This is a genomic window from uncultured Pseudosulfitobacter sp., assembly GCF_963976325.1.
Lineage (GTDB): Bacteria > Pseudomonadota > Alphaproteobacteria > Rhodobacterales > Rhodobacteraceae > Pseudosulfitobacter.
The window spans coordinates 22,616-45,320 of the sequence record NZ_CAXBJW010000004.1; the positions used below are offsets into that span (position 1 = coordinate 22,616).

Genomic DNA, 22,705 nt, shown 5'->3' on the forward strand with positions numbered 1-22,705 from the left:
TCTTTTTCCATGCGTGATAGGTGCCGGGGTGCGTCGGCTTCCCAAGCCGATAGCCGTGACCCCGAATAAGGCGACCTGAATGCCCCACATCGTACTGCCCCGCGAAGACCGCACTGGCATGGGCCTTGCCGCCATGGCCGGTGCTGTTGCGTTTTTCACCATGATCGACACCTCGGCCAAGTGGCTGGTGCTGGCGGGCTTGCCTGCGCTGCAAGTGGTGTTTGTACGTTACGCGGTGCACTTCCTTCTGGCGCTTGTGGTCTTTGTCCCGCGTGAAGGCCGCGAGGCGCTGGTGTCGATGGCACCGGCCAAGCAGATCCTGCGGTCGGCGTTTTTGCTGGGCAGCACGGCGCTGAACTTTAGCGCGCTGTATTATCTGCCGATCACCGTGACGACGACGATCATGTTTGCAGGCCCCATCGTGGTGACCCTGCTGGCGATCCCGCTGCTGGGCGAACGGGTGGGGATGCACCGGATCGTGGCGGTCTGCGTGGGGTTCGTCGGGGTGTTGGTGGTCATGCAGCCCTGGGGCGCCGAGTTTCACCCCGCGATGTTCTTCAACCTTGGCGCGCTGGTCTGCGCGTCGATGTATTTCCTGATGACGCGGCTGCTGGCAGGTGTGGAAAGCAACGCCACCAGCCAGACGTGGTCGTCGGGGCTGGCAACGCTGTGCATCGCGCCCTTTGCGTTCACGTCCTGGGTCTGGCCTCAGGCGCCAGCCGACTGGGTGTTTTTCGGCCTGATCGGCATCGTCGGCGGTACGGGACATATCCTTGCCACCTGGGCGCACCGTATGGCCGATGCGTCGATCCTGGCCCCCGTGGTCTATATCCAGATCGTGCTGGCCTCGCTCTCGGGCATCGTTTTTTTCAACCAATGGCCGACGCTTTGGACGCTGGCAGGCGGGCTGATCATCATCGCGGCAGGCTTCTACATCTGGCAGCGCGAGCGCATCCTGGGCAAGCGCGCCGCCGCAGACAAGGCCGCCAACATCGCACCGCATTAAGTTCACCAAAGGAGAAAGAGAATGGGCAGACTGGACGGCAAACGCGCACTGATCACCGCCGCAGGGCAGGGGATTGGCCGCGCCAGCGCATTGGCCATGGCCGCCGAGGGCGCGCAGGTCTTCGCCACCGACATCAGCGCCGAGGCGCTGGCCGAACTGAAGGGCGACGGGATCGAGACGATGGTGCTGGACGCCCGCGACACCGACAGCGTGAACGCAGGCGTGGCCAAATCGCGGCCCGACGTGTTGTTCAACTGTGCGGGCTTTGTGCACCACGGCACGGTGCTGGATGCCAGCGACGACGAATGGGACTTTGCCTTTGACCTGAACGTGCGGGCCATGTTCCGCACCATCCGCGCGGCCTTGCCCGGCATGGTCGAACGCGGCGCGGGGTCGATTGTGAACATGTCGTCGGCCTGCTCATCCATCATCGGCGCGCCGAACCGGTTCATCTATGGCACCACCAAGGCGGCAGTGATCGGGCTGACCAAATCGGTGGCGGTGGACTATATCAAGACCGGCGTGCGCTGCAATTGCATCTGCCCCGGCACCGTCGAAAGCCCAAGCTGGCACGACCGCGTCAAGGCGTTGGGCGAAGAGATGGGCAGCTACGAGGCCGCCTTGGAGGCCTTCGTGTCGCGCCAGCCGATGGGCCGCGTGGCGAAAGCGGAAGAAATCGCCGCACTGGTCGTGTATCTGGCCAGCGACGAAAGCGGATTTACCACCGGACAGCCGCACGTCATTGACGGCGGCTGGTCGGGTTAAAACATAGACTATCAGGAAGAAGGACAACGATATGAAACTGCTACGTTACGGTGACGCGGGCGCCGAAAAGCCGGGGATGCTGGACGCCGATGGCACGCTGCGCGATCTGTCCGGTGTCGTGAGCGACATCGCGGGCGATGTGCTGTCTGACGAAGGTCTGGCCAAGCTGCGCGACATCGACCCCGCCAGCCTGCCCAAGGTCGACGGCAATCCCCGTCTTGGCCCCTGCGTCGGCAATATCGGCAAATTCTGCTGCATCGGTCTGAACTATTCCGACCACGCCGCAGAAACCGGTGCCGCAATCCCCGAACATCCGATCCTGTTCATGAAGGCCAACAGCGCCATCGTCGGCCCCAACGACATGGTGATGAAGCCGCGCGGCTCGACCCACACGGATTGGGAGGTCGAACTGGGCGTCGTCATCGGCAAGGCCGCCAAATACGTCTCGAAAGAGGACGCGCTGGATTATGTCGCGGGCTATTGCGTGATCAACGACGTGTCCGAACGCCACTATCAGTCGCAACTGACCGGTCAGTGGACCAAGGGCAAAAGCTGCGACACTTTCGGCCCCACCGGCCCGTGGCTGGTGACCCGTGACGAGGTTGCGGACCCGCAGGCGCTGGCGATGTATCTGGATGTGAACGGCAAGCGGATGCAGACCGGAAACACGCAAACCATGATCTTTACCGTGGCCGAGATTATCGAACATCTCAGCGCGTTGTTCACCTTGCAGCCGGGCGACGTGATCTCGACCGGCACACCTCCGGGGGTTGGTCTGGGGATGAAACCCACGCCGGTCTATCTGGAAAAAGGCGACGTGATGGAGCTGGGCATCGACGGTCTGGGCGTGCAGCGTCAAGAGGTCGGGCAGGACGCCTGATCTGATGGTCTGACAGAACGGCCCCGCGTGTTGGCTCACGCGGGGCCGTTTTTGTTTGTGGCATCGCGGGGCGGCATTTTTCCGCCGTGCCGCCCCTTGGCACCCGCCAAACGCTCGTCTATCAGGGCCATCCCGGTCGCAGCCTACCCGGGTAACAAAACAAGGGTACAAAATGAAAACCATCGTTATCTGCTCTGGCGGATTGGATTCGGTATCGCTTGCGCACATGGTGGCGCAGCAACACGAACTGACCCGCCTTGTCTCGTTCGACTACGGCCAGCGGCATCGCAAGGAACTGGACTATGCCGCCCTGTGCGCCCAGCGTCTGGCCGTTCCCCATGACATCATCGACCTGCGCGCCATCGGCGCGGCACTGACCGGTTCGGCGCTGACCGACGACATCGACGTGCCCGACGGGCATTACGCCGAAGAAAGCATGCGCGTGACCGTGGTGCCAAACCGCAACGCGATCATGCTGACCGTCGCCTTTGGCGTGGCGGCGGCGCGCGGCGACGACGCGGTGGCGACGGCGGTGCACGGGGGCGATCATTTCATCTATCCCGATTGCCGCCCTGCGTTCACCCAAGCCTTTGACGCCATGCAGAAACAGGCGCTGGACGGCTATGCGGATGTGTCGCTGTACACGCCTTTCGTGCACCGGACCAAGGCGGACATCGTCACCGAAGGGCAGCGTCATGGCGCGCCCTTTGATCTGACATGGTCCTGCTACAAGGGTGGCACACATCATTGCGGGCGCTGCGGCACCTGCGTGGAACGCCGCGAAGCCTTTGATCTGGCGGGGGTGAGTGATCCAACCACCTATGAAGACCCCGACTTTTGGGCGCAAGCGGTCGCGCAAAAGGCAGGTGCGTGATGTACCGGATCACCAAGGAATTCCATTTCTCCGCCTCGCATCAATTGGCGCATCTGCCCGACGGGCATCAATGCGCGCGGCTGCACGGGCACAATTACGTTGTGGTGGTCGAGCTTTCTGCCAAAATGCTGAACGCCGACGGGTTCGTGCGCGATTATGGCGAGCTGAAGCCGCTGAAACAGTATATCGACGCAGCGTTTGACCACAGGCATCTGAACGACGTGATGGACGTCCCATCAACGGGCGAGAACATGGCGCGCCATTTCTATGACTGGTGCGCCGCGCGCTGGCCCGAGACGACAGCGGTCAGGGTCAGCGAAACGCCCAAGACATGGGCGGAGTACCGGCCATGACCGCGCTGCGCATTGCCGAGATTTTCGGCCCGACCATTCAGGGCGAGGGGGCGCTGATTGGCGAGCCGACGGTGTTCGTGCGCACGGGCGGGTGCGATTACCGCTGTTCGTGGTGCGACAGTCTGCACGCAGTTGATCCGGTGCATCGCCAAAGCTGGGCACGGATGACAACGGATCAGGTCTGGACCGAGATCACGCGCCTGTCGCGCGGCCGGCCGCTGACCGTGTCGCTGTCCGGTGGCAATCCGGCGATTCAGGATTTCACCGCCTTGATCGCACGCGGGCATGGCGAAGGCTATCGCTTTGCCTGCGAGACCCAAGGGTCGGTGGCGAAGCCGTGGTTCGGGCATCTTGATACGCTGGTGCTTAGCCCCAAACCCCCCTCCAGCGGTGAGACGGTGGATTGGGATGCCTTTGACGCCTGTGTCACAGCGGGCCAAGGGGCCGTGCAGACGGTTCTGAAAATCGTGATCTTTGACGATGGCGACTATGAATGGGCGCAAGGGGTGGCGGCGCGGTATCCCGTGCTGCCCCTGTATCTACAACCGGGCAACCCCGATGTGGACCCGTCGCAGCCGGTCGATCCGCAGGATTTGTCGGACCGGCTGTTGTGGCTGGTGGACAAGGTCACCGCCGACGGCTGGTTCGCGCCGCGCGTTCTGCCGCAACTTCACGTCTTGCTCTGGGGCAACAAACGCGGGGTCTGACCCGTGGAAGGAACATCATATGGAAACGATTTACAGCGATCTGAAACAGCTTGGCGGCAAGACAGAGCTGCCCGAAACCCCCGAACAGGCGGTGCTGGAACGGGTGGCGAACCCGCAGGCGGATGTGTCCTATTGCGTGCGCTTCACTGCGCCCGAGTTCACATCGCTTTGCCCGATGACGGGACAGCCGGATTTTGCACATATTGTGATTGATTATGTACCAGATCAGTGGCTGGTCGAATCCAAATCGCTGAAGCTGTTTCTGGGGTCGTTCCGCAACCACGGGGCGTTTCACGAGGATTGCACCGTTTCGATTGCGCGGCGGCTGGTCGAGTTGCTGTCGCCGCGCTGGCTGCGGATCGGTGGCTATTGGTATCCGCGCGGGGGCATTCCAATAGACGTGTTCTGGCAGACCGGGGCGATGCCTGCGGATGTGTGGATCCCCGACCAGGGCGTGCCGCCCTATCGTGGTCGGGGGTAGTCCGCTTCAGATGTCGATGATCGCGCCCTTGTGGCCGATCACCCGTGACGCCAGATCGTGCCCGGCCTGCAATGCCGCGGCCTGATCGTGGCCTTGGGCGCGCTGGAACAGGTAGCCTGCGTTAAAGCTGTCGCCGGCGGCGGTGGTGTCTACCACGTTGGCGGCGCGGGCAAAGCGCAGGCCCGAGGTGCTGCGCGACAGATCAAAGGGACCGGAGGGGCCGCGTTTCAGTGCGCCGTCGGTCAGGCCCGCAGCATCAAGGCGCGCCAGAACCGCGCCTTCGGTGGTGTCGCCGTGGATGGCCATTTCGTCATCGACCGAAGGCACCGCAATATCCGTCACGGCCCACATGGCGTTGTTCACGTCAATCGCGGTTTGCGCGTCTTCCCACAGGCGGGGGCGGTGGTTGCTGTCATAGGCCACGGTGCCCCCCGCCTGCCGGTAAATGGCCAGCGCGTCGATCAGCGCCTTGCGCACCGGCGCGGGCAGGATCGCCAGTGTGATGCCCGACAGATAGACCAGATCAAAATCGCCCAGCACGTCCAATCCCACGGTGCAGGGCGTGCTGAACAGCGTGCGTGCCGCACTTTCGGATCGCCAGTAGGTAAAGCTGCGCTCGCCCGCATCATCGGTGTCGATGGCGTAAAGCCCGATGTTGCGCTCGGCGCGGCGTTCGATGTGGGTGGTGTCGATGCCGAACCGGCCCATATCCGCCACCGCACGCTGTGAAAACGTGTCCTGCCCCAAGGCGGTCACATAGGACACGGTGCAGTCGGTGCCGCGCGCCAGTTGCGCCAGATAGACAGCGGTGTTGTAGCTGTCACCGGCCACGTTCAGGCGGGCGTCGCCGGTTTGCTGGCCGACGATTTCGATCATTACTTCGCCGATACAGGCAATCTTGGAATAGGGTTTCATGTCACCTCGGGTCGGACCGCGAAAGCGCGGTTGGCTATGGTTGCGCTACCATAACGGGCGACGTTCTGGGGGGGAAGGGCAGGCAAAGGCGAAATGCCGCTGGCGCGACTGTTTTATTTAAAGGGGCTTTATTTAAGGGGGCGCTGCCGCCGACGCTGCGCGCCTCCATTGGAGTTTGTCTGGCAAGATGAAGGGTCAGGGGCCTTCGTTGCGCTGTGCGGTGATCGTGTGGGGCGTGATGGGGGAGCCGGTGTTTGCGTCGATCAGAACCGGGGCAACCGGCGTGCCTGTGCTGCGCGATACCAGCGTGACAGAGGACTGTTCGGGCGGCGGCACCGCGTCGTTGGCCCAAGCGATCAGCGACACCAGAACGGGATGCAGCGCCTTGCCCCGTTCGGTCAGCCGGTATTCATAGCGCACGGGGCGTTCCTGATAGACCTCGCGGCGCAGGACGCCTGCTGCTTCCAGCGTGCGCAGACGGTCGGCCAGCACGTGACGGGTGATGCCCAGACGCTCTTGCATCTGGTCAAAGCGGCGGATGCCGAAAAAGCATTCGCGCACCACCAGCATGGTCCAACGGTCGCCAATCACGGACAGGCCGCGGGCGACAGGGCAGGGATCGGTTCCAAGGTCATTCCATTTCATGGCTTCACCATACACCATATTGACAGGTTCTGAAAGGGAACTTACTAGTTGGTTCCAAAATAGAACCCACTTATGTGAATGCAAAGGAAACCGCCATGTCCCTTCAGACCAAGACCCGCAGCTATGACTATCCCATGCCCGCCTTTGACGGGGCGGCGGCGATGCAGATGTCTGGGCTGGAGTATTTGCAGGCGTTGACCGGCGGGCGGATCGGGGCAGAACCGTCGATCGGGCCGACCATCGGGATGCACATCCCGCACGAACTGGGCGAAGGCCATGCGGTGGTGGATGCAACGCCCGGTGATTATGTGTTGAACCCCATGGGCGGCGTGCACGGCGGGTTTGCGGCGACGGTGCTGGATTCGGCGCTGGGGCTGTCGATCCACACGACCTTGCAGGCAGGCGAGGGATTTTCGACCGCCGAGTTGAAAGTGAACTATACCCGCCCCATGCGCCCGGACGCAGGCCGGATGCGTGCGACCGGCACCGTGATCCATCGCGGCCGCCAGATGGCCACCGCCGAGGCGCGACTGGTCGGGGTCGAGGATGGCAAGCTGTATGCGCACGCATCGACGACCTGCTTTATTTTCCCGCTGCGCAAGGGCTGAGGTGATGACTGACGCCCCCGCCTTGCGCCCCGCGATGAACTTGCCCGATCCGACAGCGGCGGCCCGTGCGGCGCGTACGCACAGGCTGTTGCATGACCCCATCGGGCGCACGCTGGCGCGGCTGGCGGCGCCCAATGTGCTGGCGATGTTCGTGACCTCGGTCACCAGCATTGCCGAGGCGTTTTTCGCCGGTCTCATGGGGGTGAACGCGCTGGCCGGTCTGGCGCTGGTGTTCCCGCTGGTGATGCTGACGCAGATGCTGTCGGCAGGGGCCATGGGCGGGGCGATTTCGGCGGCGGTGGCGCGGTCGCTGGGCGGCGGTGACACGTCGCGGGCCAGCGGGCTGACGGTGGCCGCGTGGATCATCGGGATCGGCTTTGCTGCGGGATCGGCGGTGTTGATGGCCCTGTTCGGGCGCACGATCTTTGTCGCCTTGGGGGGCGGTGATACCGCCGTGGCGGCGGCGCTGTCCTATGCGGGCGTGTTCTTTCCGGGGTGTCTGGCGATGTGGCTGTGCAACGGCACGCTCAGCGTGATCCGGGGCACCGGCAACATGGGCACGCCGTCGGTGTTGTTGTTCGTGGCCTCATTGGGGTCGATCCCGCTGTCGGGCGCGCTGGCGTTGGGCTGGGGGCCGTTTCCGGCGCTGGGCATGGCGGGGCTGGCGCTGGGGCTGATCGCGGCCAATGGCGCGGCAGGGCTGGTTGCCATCGGGTTGGTGCTGTCGGGCCGCGCGGGGTTGAACATGGGCGGCGCATTGGCGCGGCTGCGGGGCGAGATGTTCCGCGACATCCTGCGCGTGGGCATCATTGCCTCGGTCAACTCGGTCCAGTCGGTTCTGACCATTGTGTTGATGGTGGCGCTGGTCGGTCGGTTCGGCACGGCGGCCCTTGCGGGCTATGGATTGGGCGCGCGGCTGGAGTTTCTGATGATCCCGGTGGTTTTTGGAATTGGCACCGCCATGACGGCAATGGTCGGCGCCAACATCGGCGCGGGCAATACGCCCCGCGCGTTGCGGGTGGCGTGGACCGGAGCCTTCGGGGCCGCTGTCATCGTCGGAGGCATCGGCGCGGTGCTGGCGGTCTTTCCCGACCTGTGGCTGCGCATCTTCCTCGATGCTTCCGACACCGCGACGCTGGAGGTCGGGCGGGCCTATTTCCGCACCGTCGCGCCATTCTACGGCTTCTTTGGTCTGGGGCTGGCGCTGTTCTTTGCCAGCCAGGGCGCGGCGCGGATGGCGTGGCCGGTGATTGCCAGCCTGTTCCGCATGGCTGTGGCCTTTGGCGTGGCGCTGGTGTTGATCGGCCGGGCGGATATGGGCGTGGACGCGGTGTTTGTCGGCGTGGCCTGCGGGACGGTTGTATATGGCGTGGTGACGGCGGCGGCGGTCAGGATCACGGGCTGGCGTTAGGCGGGACGCGCCGTTGCGATTGCGTTTCGGTGCCGGATTGCGCACCCTAAAGACACCTGAACCCAAGCGAGGCGCCTATGCAGCAGGCCGAAGATTTCCGCGATGAAACAGACGCACTGGCCGCGATTTTGCAACCGCTAAGCGATGCCGGGTTCGATCAGCCCACCCTGTTCAAGGGGTGGACCATCGACGATGTGATCGGTCATTTGCATATATTCAACGTGGCTGCCGCCAAGTCGCTGGAAAGCGATGCGGCCTTTGCCGAGTTTTTTGCCCCTATCGGGCAGGGCATGGCGAAGGGTGTCTCGTTGCGCGAACTGCAATACCCGTGGCTGGCCGGGCTGCGGGGGCGTGCGCTGATGGAGGAATGGGTGCGTACCGCCCACGCCACCGCCGATGCTTTTGCCGCTGCGGACCCGAAGAAACGCCTGAAATGGGCCGGTCCGGATATGAGCGCGCTGTCATCGGTCACCGCGCGGCTGATGGAGACATGGGCACACGGGCAGGCGGTGTTCGATCTGTTGGGCCAGACGCGTACCGAACACGACCGTGTGCGCAGCATTGCGCATCTGGGCGTTGCGACTTTTGGCTGGACGTTCGTCAATCGCGGGCTTGAGGGGCCGACGCCTGCGCCCTTTGTCCAACTGACCGGACCGTCCGGTGCCGTATGGACTTGGGGCGACGAACAGCCCGACAACCGCGTTGACGGTAGGGCGGTGGAGTTTGCACAAGTGGTTTGCCAGACCCGCAACGTGGCCGACACGTCGTTGCGGACCACCGGACCGGTGGCGGCCCAGTGGATGGCGATGGCGCAGTGTTTTGCGGGCCCGCCCGAAGACCCGCCCGCGCCGGGCGCGCGTCACATGCGCCGCTAGCGCCGCCGCTTAGTGGTTGTCGCGCGGTGTGCCCTTGCTGCGGGCGATGTCCTGATAGTTGGCGGCATCGCGCAGGGTCATGCCCTTGTCAAAGGGTTCGACCAGCTCGCGGAAATATTGTTGCCACGGTGACTGGCTGGCGGGGTATTTGTAGCCGCCGTCGGCCAGCAACGCCGCGCGCCGCGCGGTCAGTTCGTCGTCGGACAGCAGGATGTCAGCGGTGCATTTGTTCAGATCAATGCGCAGCCGGTCCCCGTTGCGCAGCAACGCCAGCCCGCCGTTGTCCGCCGCCTCGGGCGCGGCGTTCAGGATAGAGGGCGAACCGGAGGTGCCCGATTGCCGACCGTCGCCGATACAGGGCAGCGCCTTGATCCCCTGTTTCAACAAGTATGAGGGAGCGCGCATGTTCACCACTTCGGCGCCGCCGGGATAGCCCTTGGGGCCTGCGCCGCGCATCACCAGAATGCAGCCTGCGTCGATGTTCTCGGACGGGTCGTCGATGCGGTGGTGGTAATCCTCGGGGCCATCGAACACCACGACGCGGCCCTCGAACGCTTCGGGGTCGTCGGGGTTGCTGAGGTAGGCCTTGCGAAAGGCCGCGTCGATCACGCTGGTTTTCATGATGGCACTGTCGAACAGCGTGCCCTTGAGGTTGATAAAGCCCGCGTTCTGCATCAGCGGCGCGTCGACCGTGCGGATCACGTCATCGTTCACCGATGCCTTTTGCGCGCAGTTGTCGCCCATGGTCTGACCGTTGGCAGTCATCGCATCGGGGTTCGGCAGCAGCCCCGCGCGCAGCAGTGCGCCAATCACTGCAGGCACGCCGCCGGCGCGGTGGAAATCCTCGCCCAGGTATGTGCCGGCCGGTTGCAGGTTGACCAGCAGCGGAATGTGGTGGCCGTGCGCCTGCCAGTCGTCATTGTCCAGCGGCACGCCCAGATGCCGGGCCACGGCGTTCAGGTGGATCGGTGCGTTGGTCGACCCGCCAAGAGCCGAGTTCACGGCGATGGCGTTTTCGAAGGCCTCGCGGGTCATGATGTCGGACGGGCGCAGATCGTCCCAGACCATGTCGACGATGCGCTTGCCTGTCTCGTAACTGATCTGCCCGCGTTCGCGGTAGGGGGCGGGAATGGCGGCGGCGCCGGGCAATTGCATGCCCAGTGCTTCGGCCAGCGAATTCATCGTGGTCGCGGTGCCCATGGTGTTGCAATAGCCCACCGAGGGGGCCGAGGCGGCGGCGATTTCCATGAACTGTTCGTCGTTGATCTCGCCCGAGGCCAACCGTTCGCGGGCCTTCCAGATCACGGTGCCCGAGCCTGCGCGCTCGCCCTCGAACCAGCCGTTCAGCATGGGGCCGACCGACAGGGCGATGGCGGGGATGTTTACGGTGGCGGCGGCCATCAGCAGGGCGGGCGTGGTCTTGTCACAGCCGATGTTCAGCACCACGCCGTCCAGCGGATAGCCATACAGCGCCTCGACCAGACCCAGATAGGCCAGATTGCGGTCCAGCATCGCGGTGGGGCGTTTGCCGGTTTCCTGAATCGGGTGCACCGGCACCTCCATCGGCACGCCACCGGCGGCGATGATGCCGTCGCGCACGCGTTTGGTCAGTTCCAGGTGGTGGCGGTTGCAAGGGCTAAGGTCGCTGCCGGTCTGCGCGATGCCGATGATCGGCTTGCCGGATTGCAGTTCCTCGCGGGTCAGCCCGTAGTTCAGGTAGCGTTCCAGATACAGCGCCGTCATTTCCATGTTGTCGGGGTTCAGGAACCATTTGCGCGAACGTAGATCCTGCGGGCGTATCTTCGACATCTGGTGGCTCCTTCAAGGCGTGAATCAGGATGTGGTCATTTGGTATACCATCTTGAAGGCAAGACGGGGGGCGTGTCCAGAGGCAGTGTGATCAGATCGCCAGATAACCGATGCCCGCAAAGGTCACGGCACAGCCCAGCCATTGCGTTGCCGTCATGCGTTCGCGCAGGATGGCCCAGGCCAGAACGATGGTCAGCAGGCCAAAGCACGACGCGGCGACGGCGGCGTATTGCGCGTCGGGCATACGGCCTGCGGTCATCACACATGCCAGCGCCACGGCATCGGCCAGCCCCATCAGGGCCAGAACGGGCAGGGCGCGCAGGCCGGTCCAAAACGGCACGCGGGCGATGGCGATGATGGCGACCAGCAGGGCAATGGCGACGCTGCGGGTGACAAAGCTGACCGACAGCTCGTCCGAGGTTTCGACTGCCAGTTGCCCCAGCGCGAATGTGGTGGCAAAGCCTACGGCGGATGCGGCGGCAAAAAGGATCGTGCGGCCCTTTGGCGGCACGTCGCTGCGGTCCTCATCCGCGAGCGCGGCGACGGCAGAGACGCCTGCCACCACCGCCAGCACGGCCAGCCATTGCAGACCTGTGACCTCGGCACCGCGCAGGGCGGCCCATGCCACGGACAACACCGGATAGCTGGCAATGACAGGGGCCACCAGCCGCACCGGCCCGCGTTGAAATGCGCCGTACAGGCCCAGCGATGCCAGCAGGAAGGTGGCGCCCGACGCCAGCGCATAGATCAGTGCGGGGCCGTTGAATGGTGCCGGATCACCGTGCCAGACCATGAAGCCGCTGTGAAAAAACAGCCCCGTGACCAGCACCGCCAGCAAGGATGCCAGCAGCGGCACCGACTGGCTGAGCCAGCGGATGCAGATGTCGTGAAATCCCCATGCAAATGCGGCGACGATGCCAAGAGTGAGTGCGGTCATGGGGGGTGTTGTGGTGTATTCGGCGGGCGCGGTCCAGAGGGGCACGCTGTCCGGCGAAAGTCAGAGGCAGCGCCCGATTTGGGGTGCTGCCTCTGTGGTTGGTGCGTCGTTCAGAGTTTGATCGCCTCGGTCTGCGCCATCACATCCGCCGCCGCCTTTTCGCGCACCGGGCCATAGCCGCGCACGTCCATCGGCAGGGCCAGCAGTTTGGCGCAGTTGTCGCGGCTGCCGTCTGAACAGCGGTCGGCCACGCGGTCCATGACCTCGTCGAACCAATGCAGCAGGGCGCGGTCCAGTTTGCGGTCGTGGGTGCGCCCGAAGGGATCGAACGGCGTGCCGCGCAGGCCCTTGAAGTGCGCCATGCCGCGCAACACCGGCGTCATCCATTGGCCAAAGGCGCGTTTGTTCGGGCGGCCACGGGCGTCTTGGCCCAAGGGCAGCAGGGGCGGGGCAAGGTGGTAGTTTACCTTGTAGTCGCCTTCGAATTCCTCGGCCAGTTTCGCCGCGAACCCGGTTTGCGTCATCAGGCGGGCGACCTCGTATTCGTCCTTGTAGGCCATCAGCTTGAACAGCGACCGCGCCGCCACGGCGACCAGTTCGGGCGGCACGTCACGGGACAGACGCGCCAGCCGGTCGCGGTAGCGTTTGGCGTATTTGGCGTTCTGGTAATCGGTCAGGAACGCGGCGCGGCGGTCGATCAACTGTTCCAGCGTTTCCTCGGCCTGCGCCTCTTCGACCACGCCCAAAGCGTCGGGGGTGACCGCCAGCACGCGGCCGATGTCGAACGCCTGCTTGTTCTTGTCCACGGCCACGCCGTTCAGCACCATCGCCTGTTTCAAGGCAACCTCGCTGACCGGCACCAGCCCTTGTTGCCATGCGGCGCCCAGCAGGATGATGTTGGCGAACACCGCGTCGCCCATCAGATCCTCGGACAGTTTGCCCGCGTCCAGACCCAGCACGTTGTCGTCGCCGACCACGCCGCGCACCATTGCCTCGCGTTCGTCAATCTCAAGATCGGCATCGCGGCGCAGCACCAGATCGCCGGTGGGCATTTCGGCGCGGTTCAGCACCGTGCGGGTGCCGCGGCGCAGATGCACCGACGCCTTGGGCGACGATGCCACAACCGCATCACAGGCAATCAGCGCATCGGCGCGGCCTGCTTCGATGCGCACCTGATGGATGTCGGCGGGGGTGGGGGCCAACCGGACATAGCCCAGAACGGTGCCGAATTTCTGCGCAAAGCCGGTGAAATCCAGCACGCTGGATCCCTTGCCCTCAAGGTGGGCGGCCATGGTGATCAGCGCGCCGACGGTGACGACGCCGGTGCCACCGACGCCGGCAACCAACAAGCCGTAAGGGGCCTCCAGACGCGGCACATCGGGCTGCGGCAGTGCGGCCAGCGGGCCGCTCAGGTCAATGCTGACCTCGCGCTTGCGCCGGGTGGCGCCCTCGACGGTGACGAAGCTGGGGCAAAAGCCGTTCAGGCACGAGAAATCCTTGTTGCACGACGACAGGTTGATTTTGCGCTTGCGGCCAAAGGGAGTCTCTTTCGGCTCGACGCTCAGGCAGTTGCTTTCGACCGAACAGTCGCCGCAGCCTTCGCAGACCAGATCGTTGATATAGGCAAAACGCGGTGGGTCTTCTGCCGTGCCACGCTTGCGGCGGCGGCGTTTTTCGGTGGCGCAGGTCTGTTCGTAGATCAGGACGCTGGTGCCTGCCACCTCGCGCAGTTCGCGCTGCACGGTGTCCATGTCGGCGCGGTCGTGAAAGGTGGTGTGGCGGGGGAAGTCGGCCTTGTCGAACTTGTCGATATTGTCCGACACCAGAGCGATCCGCTCGACCCCTTCGGCGCGGCAGGTCTGGGCGATGCCCAGCACGCTGACGGGGCCGTCAACCGGCTGGCCGCCGGTCATGGCGACCGCGTCGTTGTACAGGATCTTGTAGGTGATGTTCGATTTCGCCGCGACCGATTGGCGGATGGCCAGCGAGCCGGAGTGATACCAGGTGCCCTCGCCAAGGTTCTGGAAGATATGCTTGTTGCCGTTGAACCGGCTGGCGGCGCTCCATGGCACGCCTTCGCCGCCCATCTGGGCGTAACCGACGGTGTCGCGGTCCATCCACGACGCCATGACGTGACAGCCGATGCCGCTGGCGGCGGTCGAGCCTTCGGGCACTTTGGTCGATGTGTTGTGCGGGCAGCCCGAACAGAAATAGGGCGTGCGCGTGGCACCGGGGCGCGACAGCACCGGGGGCGGCGTTTCGGTCAGGGCGGCGGCCTTGGCGGGCAGGCCCTCATCAGGGAAAAACGCATCCAGCCGTTCGGCCACGATGGGCGCCAGCATCAGCGGCGACAATTCGCCCGTCCACGGGATCAGGGGGTCACCCGCCGCGCGGTGCTTGCCGACCATGCGCGCGGGTTTGTCGCCGGGCCAGTCATAGAAATATTCCTTGAACTGGCTTTCGATGATGCCGCGTTTTTCCTCGATCACCAGCACCTCTTCCTTGCCGCGCACAAAATCCAGGGCGTCGCGGCGGGCCAGCGGCCAGACCATGCCGACCTTGTAGATGTCGATGCCCAACCGGCGGCAGGCGGCCTCGTCCACGCCCAGCAGGCGCAGGGCCTCCATCAGGTCCAGATGGCCCTTGCCGGTGGTGACGATGCCGAATTTGGCGTCCTTGATGTCATAGATGTGCCGGTCGATGGGGTTGGCCTGAACAAAGGCCTCGACCGCGTCCAGCTTGGCACCGATGCGGGTTTCGATGGCGGGGCTGGGCAGGTCGGCGGGGCGGACGTGCAGGCCACCTTCGGGCGCTGTATAATCCGGCTGGGTGAATGCGCGCGCGGGCTTCAGGTCAATCGACTGCGCCGCCTCGACGGTTTCCGACACCGCCTTGAACCCGACCCATGTGCCAGAGAAGCGCGACAGGGCGATGCCGTATTCGCCGAACTCAAGATATTCCGCGACCGACGCGGGGTTCAGCGTGGGCATGAACCACGACATGAACGCAACATCGGACTGGTGTGGCATCGACGACGACACACAGCCGTGATCGTCCCCCGCCACCACCAGCACGCCGCCCTTGGGGGACGAGCCGTAGGCGTTGCCGTGTTTCAGCGCGTCACCCGACCGGTCCACGCCCGGCCCCTTGCCATACCACATGGAAAACACGCCATCGACGGTGCAATCAGGGTCCAGCGTGGCCTGCTGCGCGCCCAGAACGGCGGTGGCACCAAGGTCTTCGTTCACGGCGGGCATGAATTCGATGGCGTTTTCAGCCAGCAGTTTCTTCGATCGCCACATCTCAAGGTCGACCCCGCCCAGCGGCGAGCCGCGATAGCCCGAGACGAACCCGGCAGTGTTCATCCCCGCGGCGCGGTCGCGGGTGGCCTGGTCCAGCATCACCCGCACCAGCGCCTGTGTGCCGGTCAGGAACACGCGGCCCGTTTGCGCGGTATAGCGGTCGGACAACTGATAGGTGTCAAAGGCGGGATCAAGCTTGCTCATGGTGGGGCTCCGGGGCTGGCGTTTGGTGACCATCATAGCGCAGGCTTGTGCCTATTTGCGGTCTGTCTTTGGCCTGTCACCTAATCTTGTGAGCGGAAATTTCCACAATACCGCGATTGGTGGAATAAACTTGCCGATCAAGACGGGCACTGATCCGGCGCGCACCATTGCCCCCTGCGGCGGCACTTGTCATAACAACTTCACCATCACCCAAAAGGGCCGAACCCTATGACCACCCCTCTTATCATCTGCTGCGCCATCACCGGATCATTGCCGACCAAGGCGAACAATCCCGCCGTGCCGATCAGCGTGTCCGAACAAGTGGAAAGCATGCACGAGGCGTTCGAGGCCGGGGCCACCATTTGCCACGCCCACGTGCGCAACGCGGATGAAACGCCGTCGTCCGATCCCGACAAGTTTGCGGCCCTTCAGGAGGGTTTGAAAAAACATTGTCCGGGCCTGATCATCCAGTTCTCGACCGGTGGCCGGTCGGGTGCCGGTCAGGCGCGCGGTGCGATGTTGTCGTTGCGCCCTGATATGGCGTCGCTGTCGGTGGGGTCGAACAATTTTCCCACCCGTGTCTATGAAAATCCGCCCGATCTGGTGGACTGGCTGGCGTCGGAAATGCTGACCTATGACATCAAGCCCGAAGTCGAAGCCTTTGATCTGTCGCACATTCTGCAAGCGGTGAAGATGCAGGCCGATGGCCGGATCAAGGACACGCCCTATATCCAGTTTGTTATGGGTGTTAAAAATGCGATGCCCGCCGACAAGCATGTGTTCGACTATTACGTCGAAACCGTGAACCGCCTGCTGCCCGGTGCGCCGTGGTGTGCGGCCGGGATCGGGGTGCAGCAATTGGTGCTGAACGAATGGTCCATCGCCGCAGGCGGGCACGCCCGCACCGGCATGGAAGACAACGTGCGTTTGGACCGTGACACGCTGGCGCCGTCGAATGCGGCACTGGTAAAGCGTGCGGTCGAGATTGCCGAAAAACACGACCGCCCCATCGCCACCCCTGCGCAAGCGCGCGCGCTTCTGGGGTTGCGGGCGGCTTGACTTTTTGCGGTTGCGTCGTGTTCATGCCGCGCAACCGGACCTGAAAACCGAAGGAATAAAACAGATGATGAAAACCCGCGCCGCCGTTGCCGTTGCCGCAGGCAAACCGCTGGAAATTATGGACGTGAACCTGGAAGGCCCCCGCAAGGGCGAGGTTCTGATCGAGATCAAGGCCACGGGCCTGTGCCACACCGATGAATTCACCCGCTCGGGCGACGACCCCGAAGGCATCTTTCCCGCCATTCTGGGCCACGAGGGTGCGGGCGTCGTGCTGGAAGTGGGCGAAGGTGTGACCACGCTGGAAGTGGGCGACCATGTGATCCCGCTGTACACACCCGAGTGTCGCGAATGCGAATATTGCCTGTCGGGCAAGACCAACCTGTGCCAGGCGATCCGCGTGACCCAAGGCCAGGGCCTGCTGCCCGATGGCACCACGCGTTTTTCGATGATGGATGGCACGCCGATCCACCATTACATGGGCTGCTCGACATTCGCCAACCACACCGTGATCCCCGAGATCGCGCTAGCCAAGGTGCGCAAGGACGCGCCCTTTGACAAGATCTGCTACATCGGCTGCGGCGTGACCACCGGCATCGGTGCGGTCATCAACACCGCCAAGGTTGAAATCGGCGCACGCTGCGTGGTCTTTGGTCTGGGCGGCATCGGTCTGAACGTCATTCAGGGTCTGCGTCTGGCCGGTGCCGACCAGATTGTCGGTGTCGATCTGAACGACGACAAGGAAGAAACCGGCCGCTATTTCGGCATGACCGATTTCGTGAACCCCGAGAAGGTCGAGGGCGATCTGGTGGCGCATCTGGTCGAGCTGACCAAGGGCGGCGCGGACTATACCTTTGACGCGACGGGCAACACCAAGGTCATGCGCACAGCCCTTGAGGCCGCGCACAAGGGTTGGGGCGAAAGCATCATCATCGGCGTGGCGCCTGCGGGGGCCGAAATCTCGACCCGTCCGTTCCAGCTGGTCACAGGCCGCGTCTGGCGCGGCACCGCCTTTGGCGGGGCCAAGGGGCGCACCGATGTGCCTAAAATCGTCGACTGGTACATGGACGGCAAGATCGAGATCGACCCGATGATCACCCACAAACTGACGCTGGATCAGATCAACGAAGGCTTTGAGCTGATGCATCAGGGCAAGTCGATCCGCGCGGTTGTCGAATTCTGATCCGGTGCGGGCCTGCACAATGATGCAGGTAAAAATCAATTCAAAACAGGCCGTTGCCCGAAAAGGGCAGCGGCCTGTGTCGTTTCGGGGCAGGCTGATTACAGGGCTGTAACTGGTAATTGTGAATTGGCAGCCTTAAATATTCTGATATTCTAAACCGAACGGTACAGTTCTGCGCGGGCTGTGGCAGGATCAGGGGAACGAAGACATGAAGCTGACAGTTGACGGAACCGCCCACGAGGTCGATGTCGAAGAGGACATGCCCCTGCTGTGGGTGCTGCGCGACGAGTTGGGCTATAAGGGCGTGAAATACGGCTGCGGCGTCGCGCAATGCGGGGCGTGCACTGTGCATCTGGACGGGGTGGCGGTGCGGTCGTGCCAGACATGGGCCGCCGATGCCGAAGGGGCCGAGATCACCACGATAGAAGGGCTGGGCACGCCCGACGCTCTGCACGCGGTGCAACAGGCGTGGATCACCCATCAGGTCGCGCAATGCGGTTACTGCCAGTCAGGTCAGATGATGCAGGCCGCGTCCCTGCTGGCCGAGACCCCCGCACCCACCGATGCCCAGATCGACGAAGCGATGTCGGGCAACCTGTGCCGATGCGGCACCTATCCCCGCATTCGTGCCGCGGTGAAAACCGCCGCCGCCAACCTGAGCGAGGCATAAGATCATGGGACGTGCAGGAACAATCGCTCGCCGGACGTTCATGGTGGGTTCGGTCGCTTTGATGGGCGGCGTGGCCTTTGGCTATTACATGTACCGCAAACCGGCCGCGAACCCGTTGTTGGATGATTTGCAAGAGGGCGAGGCGGCGCTGACGCCCTATGTGCTGATCAACGCGGATGGCATCACCTTGATCACCCCGCGTGCCGACAGCGGGCAGGGGGCCTATTCGGTGCAGGCGATGATGATCGCCGAGGAACTGGATGTTGACATGGACCAGGTCAGCGTCAGCCCCGGCGTGCCCAGTCCGGCCTATTACAACACGGCACTGGCTGCTGAAAGCGCGCCGTTCCGCCCCACGGATCGGTCGACCATGGCCAACACCACGCGCGGCGTGATGGATGCGGTGATGAAGTTCATGGGGATGCAGATGACCGGCGGGTCAACCACCGTGCCCGACGGCTATGAAAAGCTGCGCATGGCGGGGGCCGTTGCGCGCGAGACGTTGAAGATGGCCGCGGGCAAACGCACCGGTCAGGACCCCAAGCAGATGACGACCGAAAGCGCGCATGTGATCCTGCCCGACGGCACCCGCATCGCCTATACCGATCTGGCGGTCGAAGCGTCGCAGATCGAACCGGCAGACCATCTGGCGCTGCGGCATCATTCGCGCTGGCGGATCATGGGCAAACCGCAGCAGCGGCTGGACATCTTAGCGAAATCCACCGGCACCCTGCGCTATGGCATCGACTTTGCGCCCGAGGGCGTGGTGCACGCCACCGTGCGCACCAACCCGCGCAAGGGCGGGGCGATGAACGGCTATGATGCCGAGGCCGCCAAGCAGATGCGTGGCGTGAAACAGGTGTTGCCGGTCACGGGCGGTGTGGCTGTGGTGGCGGACAACACATGGCGCGCCTTTGCCGCGGCCGATGCCATCGACATCGACTGGGGCGATGCACCCTATCCGGCTGAAATGGACGGCCATTGGCAGGCGCTGGCAGACAGTTTCAACGACGATCAACTGGACAGCCGCAAACGCGACGAGGGCGACGTGGACGCGGCGTTCGAGGACACGACCGAGGTGATCGAGGCCGAATACCGCGCGCCCTATCTGGCGCACGCCCCGCTGGAGCCCAGCAACGCCACCGTTCTGGTGGGCGACGACCGCGTCGATGTATGGTCGGGTACGCAGGTGCCGCGCTTTGTGCAGGCCAATCTGGCCAAGCTGACCGGCATCAACGTCGACAACATCCATGTGCACGTGCAGATGATGGGCGGCAGCTTTGGTCAGCGGCTGGAGACTGACGTGGAAAGTCAGGCCACCGAGATCGCCATGCAGATGAAGGGCACGCCGGTCAAGCTGACCTACCGGCGTGAAGAGGACATGACCCACGACCACCCCCGCCAGATCGCCATGGCGCGCGGGCGGGGCGTGGTCAGGGACGGCAAGGTGCACGGCTTTGATCTGGGCATTGCCATGCCGTCGGTGATGTCCAGCCAGATGGGCCGACAGGGCTGGTCCGTGCCGGGACCGGACCTGCAAATCGTGGCAGGGGCGTGGGAACAGCCGCTGAAAATCCCCAACTACCGCGTGTCGGGCTACCGTGCGCCGGAACTGGCACCGATCAGCTCTTGGCGGTCGGTCGGGGCGTCCACCAACGGGTTTTTCCACGATGTGTTTCTGGACGAGTTGATCCATGCCGCAGGCGCCGACCCGATGGAGGAACGGCTGCGTCTGATGTGGCACGAACCTTCGCGCAAGGTGTTGGAGGCCGTGGCCGAGATGTCGGATTGGACGACCAAACCGGGGACAGGGCGCGGGCGCGGGGTGGCGTTTTGCACGTCCTTCGGTGTGCCCGTGGCCGAGGTGATCGACGTGACCGCGACGCCCGATGGCATCCGTATCGACAACGTCTGGGTCGCCGCCGAAGTCGGGCGGGTGATTGATCCGGTGAACTTTGAAAACCTTGTGCAGGGCGGCGTGATCTTTGCGCTGGGCCACGCGATCAACTGCGAGATCACCTATGCTGACGGGATGGCCGAGCAGGACAATTTCTATGCCTTTGAAGGGCTGCGGATGCGTCAGGCGCCGGTGATCGAAGTGCGGGGTCTGGAGAACGACATTCACGTGCGCGGCATGGGCGAACCGATGGTGCCCCCCGCAGCGGCGGCCCTGTCAAACGCGATCTTTGCGGCGACGGGGCAGCGCATTCGGGAAATGCCGATGAACCGGCATATTGATTTCGTGTAGGGTTGCAATCGTGTGACATGATCTCAGGCGGCGGCGTGGAGGCGGTGTCTGGCGTTGCGACGCACCTTGTTGCCGGGTTTTGGTGAAGGGCATAGAAGTCCCGCAAGCCAGCCCCCTGCCGACGTCACCCCTCGGGCACCACCGGCACAGCCACGCCTTTTTTGCGGCACTTCTTTTCATAGACGTCAGGCCAGGCCCGGAACTTGCCCATCTGCGCCTGCTGCGCCATGACCAGTTGCACGAAGCCGTGCCGTTGGTCTTCTTTCTTCAGCGACTTGAACGTCTTTTTCTGCGGTTTTGTCATCGAACAGGCGATGCAGTGACCGGCGCGTTTGTATTTGCACACGTCGATGCAGGGGCTGGGCAGTTTGGGCATGGCGCTTTGGCTTTGCAAAAGGGACAGGGCGGGAAAAACCCCGCCCCGTGATCATGCGATTATTCGAACACAGCGCCGGGATTGTCGAGGCTGTCAGAGCCTTCAAACGCGATCCCGTCGACGCCCAGTGTGGCAACCACGCGTTCGATCGACCGCGTCTGGTCGATCAGCGCGTTCACGCCGCCCATCACCAGCTCTTCGCCCGCAGCATTGCCGGCGGCCAGCATCTGGTCATAGGCAAACCCTGTCTCGGCGGCGGTCTTGATCTCGCCCAGCTCGCGCATGGTTGTTGCCAGTTTCAGGCGCATTTCGGTGTCCAGCGCTGCATCAGCCTCGGCCACAAGGTCCGACAGCGACGCGCCCGACACGGTCGAGCCGTCAATGCGGGTGTAGCTGCCAAGGTACACGTTCTGGATGCCCAGACCGTCGTAATAGTGGCTGTTGTGGGTGTTGTCCGAGAAACAGTCGTGCTCTTCCTCGGGGTCGTTCAGCATCAGGCCCAGACGCATGCGTTCGCCCGCCTGTTCGCCATAGGACAGGCTGCCCATGCCGGTCAGCATCGCGGAAATGCCCGCACCTTCGTCGGCCATCACATTGGCGCGCGCGTCGCCGCCGTCGGCCCATTGGGCGCTCATCCATTCCAGATCGGACACCAGCAATTGCGTCGCCGCCTTCAGATAGGCGCCGCGCCGGTCGCAGTTGTTGTTGGTGCAATCGTCACCCACTGCATAGTCTGTCCACGGACGGTTGCCAGCGCCGGGTCCGTTGCCGTTCAGGTCCTGACCCCACAGCAGGAATTCGATGGCGTGATAGCCGGTGGCCACGTTCGCCTCGACGCCATCGGCCTCTTGCAGGGTGTTTTTCAGCAGGTCGGGGGTGATTTCGGTCGCGTCGACCTCTGCGCCCGACAGTGTAAACGTGGGGTTGGCAATCACGTTCAGAGCTGCGGCTTCGTTTTCATCGGTGGCCCCGCCATAGGATGCGTCCACGTAGTCGATCAGCCCCTCGTCCAGCGGCCAGGCGTTCAGCCCGCCTTCCCAGTCGTCGACGATGGGGTTGCCGAAACGGAAGACCTCGCTTTGCTGGTACGGCACGCGGGCGGCTTTCCACGCGGTGCGCGCGGCGGTCAGGTTGGTTTCGGACGGCTCCGCAATCAGCGCGTCAACGGCCGCTTGCAGGGTCTGCGCCGTGGTCAGGCTGTCGCCATAGGTCGCGGCGGCGATGTCTGCATAGGTGGTCAGCACATCGGTGCGGGTGTCGGCGAACGCCGCCGTGGCCGTCAGGCTGATTGCGGTCGTCAAAAACAGGCGTTTCATTGTGGGTCCTTTGGGGTCGGATATTCTCGGTGTCACGGACCGGAATGGCCCGCAGACGGGGGTGACTCTCATGATGACCGAAAG

21 protein-coding genes are annotated in these 22,705 nt (G+C 63.9%); 14 read left to right on the plus strand and 7 right to left on the minus strand.

Translation table 11 applies throughout. From position 1 onward, the window contains the following. The first annotated feature begins 79 nt into the window (after positions 1 to 79). The 7 genes from AAC077_RS13235 (at position 80) to queF (ending at position 5,066) form a co-directional block, all read left to right on the plus strand. A complete protein-coding gene (locus AAC077_RS13235) occupies positions 80 to 1,006 on the plus strand; it encodes a DMT family transporter (protein WP_339770339.1) in 927 nt (308 codons plus the stop codon). A gap of 21 nt (positions 1,007 to 1,027) precedes the next feature. After that, the gene (locus AAC077_RS13240) at positions 1,028 to 1,771 is read left to right on the plus strand and encodes an SDR family oxidoreductase (protein WP_028954749.1); all 744 of its coding nucleotides are present in this window, start codon (positions 1,028 to 1,030) and stop codon (positions 1,769 to 1,771) included. 31 nt (positions 1,772 to 1,802) lie between these two features. Further along, positions 1,803 to 2,651, plus strand: coding sequence for a fumarylacetoacetate hydrolase family protein (locus AAC077_RS13245; protein ID WP_339770343.1), 849 nt, complete (start codon positions 1,803 to 1,805; stop codon positions 2,649 to 2,651). A gap of 172 nt (positions 2,652 to 2,823) precedes the next feature. Further along, positions 2,824 to 3,525 carry a 7-cyano-7-deazaguanine synthase QueC gene (gene queC, locus AAC077_RS13250; protein WP_339770345.1) on the plus strand — a complete coding sequence of 234 codons (702 nt, stop codon included), beginning with the start codon at positions 2,824 to 2,826 and terminating at the stop codon, positions 3,523 to 3,525. Further along, the gene (gene queD / locus AAC077_RS13255; RefSeq protein ID WP_339770347.1) at positions 3,525 to 3,878 is read left to right on the plus strand and encodes a 6-carboxytetrahydropterin synthase QueD; all 354 of its coding nucleotides are present in this window, start codon (positions 3,525 to 3,527) and stop codon (positions 3,876 to 3,878) included. The genes queC and queD overlap by 1 nt, the downstream gene beginning before the upstream one ends. Beyond that, entirely contained in the window at positions 3,875 to 4,585 is a 711-nt protein-coding gene (gene queE, locus AAC077_RS13260) for a 7-carboxy-7-deazaguanine synthase QueE (protein ID WP_339770349.1), read from the plus strand. Before queD ends, queE begins: the two co-directional genes overlap by 4 nt. 19 nt (positions 4,586 to 4,604) lie before the next feature. Further along, on the plus strand, positions 4,605 to 5,066 hold the full coding sequence (gene queF / locus AAC077_RS13265; protein WP_339770351.1) for a preQ(1) synthase: 462 nt from the start codon (positions 4,605 to 4,607) through the stop codon (positions 5,064 to 5,066). Positions 5,067 to 5,072: 6 nt separating this feature from the next. Here queF and AAC077_RS13270 read toward each other — a convergent pair whose 3' ends face one another. Beyond that, the gene (locus AAC077_RS13270) at positions 5,073 to 5,981 is read right to left on the minus strand and encodes a sugar kinase (RefSeq protein ID WP_339770353.1); all 909 of its coding nucleotides are present in this window, start codon (positions 5,979 to 5,981) and stop codon (positions 5,073 to 5,075) included. A 195-nt stretch (positions 5,982 to 6,176) separates the two neighbouring features. After that, on the minus strand, positions 6,177 to 6,626 hold the full coding sequence (locus tag AAC077_RS13275) for a helix-turn-helix domain-containing protein (protein WP_339770355.1): 450 nt from the start codon (positions 6,624 to 6,626) through the stop codon (positions 6,177 to 6,179). A 95-nt stretch (positions 6,627 to 6,721) separates the two neighbouring features. Between AAC077_RS13275 and AAC077_RS13280 the strand changes: the two genes are divergently transcribed. The 3 genes from AAC077_RS13280 (at position 6,722) to AAC077_RS13290 (ending at position 9,520) form a co-directional block, all read left to right on the plus strand. Next, positions 6,722 to 7,234, plus strand: coding sequence for a PaaI family thioesterase (locus AAC077_RS13280; RefSeq protein ID WP_339770357.1), 513 nt, complete (start codon positions 6,722 to 6,724; stop codon positions 7,232 to 7,234). A 4-nt stretch (positions 7,235 to 7,238) separates the two neighbouring features. Then, positions 7,239 to 8,645: an MATE family efflux transporter gene (locus AAC077_RS13285; RefSeq protein ID WP_339770359.1), complete on the plus strand. Its 1,407-nt coding sequence runs from the start codon at positions 7,239 to 7,241 to the stop codon at positions 8,643 to 8,645. A 77-nt stretch (positions 8,646 to 8,722) separates the two neighbouring features. Beyond that, the gene (locus tag AAC077_RS13290) at positions 8,723 to 9,520 is read left to right on the plus strand and encodes a TIGR03084 family metal-binding protein (RefSeq protein WP_339770361.1); all 798 of its coding nucleotides are present in this window, start codon (positions 8,723 to 8,725) and stop codon (positions 9,518 to 9,520) included. Between the two features lie 9 nt (positions 9,521 to 9,529). Here AAC077_RS13290 and AAC077_RS13295 read toward each other — a convergent pair whose 3' ends face one another. The 3 genes from AAC077_RS13295 to AAC077_RS13305 all read right to left on the minus strand — a co-directional run bounded on the left by AAC077_RS13295 (position 9,530) and on the right by AAC077_RS13305 (position 15,772). Beyond that, on the minus strand, positions 9,530 to 11,329 hold the full coding sequence (locus tag AAC077_RS13295) for an IlvD/Edd family dehydratase (protein WP_339770363.1): 1,800 nt from the start codon (positions 11,327 to 11,329) through the stop codon (positions 9,530 to 9,532). Positions 11,330 to 11,420: 91 nt separating this feature from the next. Further along, on the minus strand, positions 11,421 to 12,266 hold the full coding sequence (locus AAC077_RS13300; RefSeq protein ID WP_339770365.1) for a DMT family transporter: 846 nt from the start codon (positions 12,264 to 12,266) through the stop codon (positions 11,421 to 11,423). Positions 12,267 to 12,376: 110 nt separating this feature from the next. After that, positions 12,377 to 15,772, minus strand: a complete 3,396-nt coding sequence (locus AAC077_RS13305) for an indolepyruvate ferredoxin oxidoreductase family protein (protein WP_339770367.1) — start codon at positions 15,770 to 15,772, stop codon at positions 12,377 to 12,379. A 228-nt stretch (positions 15,773 to 16,000) separates the two neighbouring features. Between AAC077_RS13305 and AAC077_RS13310 the strand changes: the two genes are divergently transcribed. From AAC077_RS13310 to AAC077_RS13325, 4 genes are all read left to right on the plus strand, one after another. Continuing rightward, complete coding sequence (locus tag AAC077_RS13310; protein ID WP_339770369.1) at positions 16,001 to 16,831, plus strand: 3-keto-5-aminohexanoate cleavage protein; 831 nt, start codon at positions 16,001 to 16,003, stop codon at positions 16,829 to 16,831. 67 nt (positions 16,832 to 16,898) lie between these two features. Further along, complete coding sequence (locus tag AAC077_RS13315; protein WP_339770594.1) at positions 16,899 to 18,011, plus strand: S-(hydroxymethyl)glutathione dehydrogenase/class III alcohol dehydrogenase; 1,113 nt, start codon at positions 16,899 to 16,901, stop codon at positions 18,009 to 18,011. 208 nt (positions 18,012 to 18,219) lie between these two features. Continuing rightward, entirely contained in the window at positions 18,220 to 18,681 is a 462-nt protein-coding gene (locus AAC077_RS13320; RefSeq protein WP_339770371.1) for a (2Fe-2S)-binding protein, read from the plus strand. Between the two features lie 4 nt (positions 18,682 to 18,685). Continuing rightward, positions 18,686 to 20,929, plus strand: coding sequence for a molybdopterin cofactor-binding domain-containing protein (locus AAC077_RS13325; protein WP_339770373.1), 2,244 nt, complete (start codon positions 18,686 to 18,688; stop codon positions 20,927 to 20,929). A gap of 124 nt (positions 20,930 to 21,053) precedes the next feature. Here AAC077_RS13325 and AAC077_RS13330 read toward each other — a convergent pair whose 3' ends face one another. Next, entirely contained in the window at positions 21,054 to 21,305 is a 252-nt protein-coding gene (locus AAC077_RS13330; protein ID WP_339770375.1) for a DUF1289 domain-containing protein, read from the minus strand. A 59-nt stretch (positions 21,306 to 21,364) separates the two neighbouring features. Continuing rightward, positions 21,365 to 22,621 carry an imelysin family protein gene (locus tag AAC077_RS13335; protein ID WP_339770377.1) on the minus strand — a complete coding sequence of 419 codons (1,257 nt, stop codon included), beginning with the start codon at positions 22,619 to 22,621 and terminating at the stop codon, positions 21,365 to 21,367. Positions 22,622 to 22,705: the final 84 nt, after the last annotated feature.

Bases quoted from the DNA above. Each gene is read 5' to 3' on its own strand.
- AAC077_RS13235 (WP_339770339.1), top strand. From the start codon at position 80: ATGCCCCACATCGTACTGCCCCGCGAAGACCGCACTGGCATGGGCCTT.
- AAC077_RS13240 (WP_028954749.1), top strand. From the start codon at position 1,028: ATGGGCAGACTGGACGGCAAACGCGCACTGATCACCGCCGCAGGGCAG.
- AAC077_RS13245 (WP_339770343.1), top strand. From the start codon at position 1,803: ATGAAACTGCTACGTTACGGTGACGCGGGCGCCGAAAAGCCGGGGATG.
- queC (WP_339770345.1), top strand. From the start codon at position 2,824: ATGAAAACCATCGTTATCTGCTCTGGCGGATTGGATTCGGTATCGCTT.
- queD (WP_339770347.1), top strand. From the start codon at position 3,525: ATGTACCGGATCACCAAGGAATTCCATTTCTCCGCCTCGCATCAATTG.
- queE (WP_339770349.1), top strand. From the start codon at position 3,875: ATGACCGCGCTGCGCATTGCCGAGATTTTCGGCCCGACCATTCAGGGC.
- queF (WP_339770351.1), top strand. From the start codon at position 4,605: ATGGAAACGATTTACAGCGATCTGAAACAGCTTGGCGGCAAGACAGAG.
- AAC077_RS13270 (WP_339770353.1), bottom strand. From the start codon at position 5,981: ATGAAACCCTATTCCAAGATTGCCTGTATCGGCGAAGTAATGATCGAA.
- AAC077_RS13275 (WP_339770355.1), bottom strand. From the start codon at position 6,626: ATGAAATGGAATGACCTTGGAACCGATCCCTGCCCTGTCGCCCGCGGC.
- AAC077_RS13280 (WP_339770357.1), top strand. From the start codon at position 6,722: ATGTCCCTTCAGACCAAGACCCGCAGCTATGACTATCCCATGCCCGCC.
- AAC077_RS13285 (WP_339770359.1), top strand. From the start codon at position 7,239: ATGACTGACGCCCCCGCCTTGCGCCCCGCGATGAACTTGCCCGATCCG.
- AAC077_RS13290 (WP_339770361.1), top strand. From the start codon at position 8,723: ATGCAGCAGGCCGAAGATTTCCGCGATGAAACAGACGCACTGGCCGCG.
- AAC077_RS13295 (WP_339770363.1), bottom strand. From the start codon at position 11,329: ATGTCGAAGATACGCCCGCAGGATCTACGTTCGCGCAAATGGTTCCTG.
- AAC077_RS13300 (WP_339770365.1), bottom strand. From the start codon at position 12,266: ATGACCGCACTCACTCTTGGCATCGTCGCCGCATTTGCATGGGGATTT.
- AAC077_RS13305 (WP_339770367.1), bottom strand. From the start codon at position 15,772: ATGAGCAAGCTTGATCCCGCCTTTGACACCTATCAGTTGTCCGACCGC.
- AAC077_RS13310 (WP_339770369.1), top strand. From the start codon at position 16,001: ATGACCACCCCTCTTATCATCTGCTGCGCCATCACCGGATCATTGCCG.
- AAC077_RS13315 (WP_339770594.1), top strand. From the start codon at position 16,899: ATGAAAACCCGCGCCGCCGTTGCCGTTGCCGCAGGCAAACCGCTGGAA.
- AAC077_RS13320 (WP_339770371.1), top strand. From the start codon at position 18,220: ATGAAGCTGACAGTTGACGGAACCGCCCACGAGGTCGATGTCGAAGAG.
- AAC077_RS13325 (WP_339770373.1), top strand. From the start codon at position 18,686: ATGGGACGTGCAGGAACAATCGCTCGCCGGACGTTCATGGTGGGTTCG.
- AAC077_RS13330 (WP_339770375.1), bottom strand. From the start codon at position 21,305: ATGCCCAAACTGCCCAGCCCCTGCATCGACGTGTGCAAATACAAACGC.
- AAC077_RS13335 (WP_339770377.1), bottom strand. From the start codon at position 22,621: ATGAAACGCCTGTTTTTGACGACCGCAATCAGCCTGACGGCCACGGCG.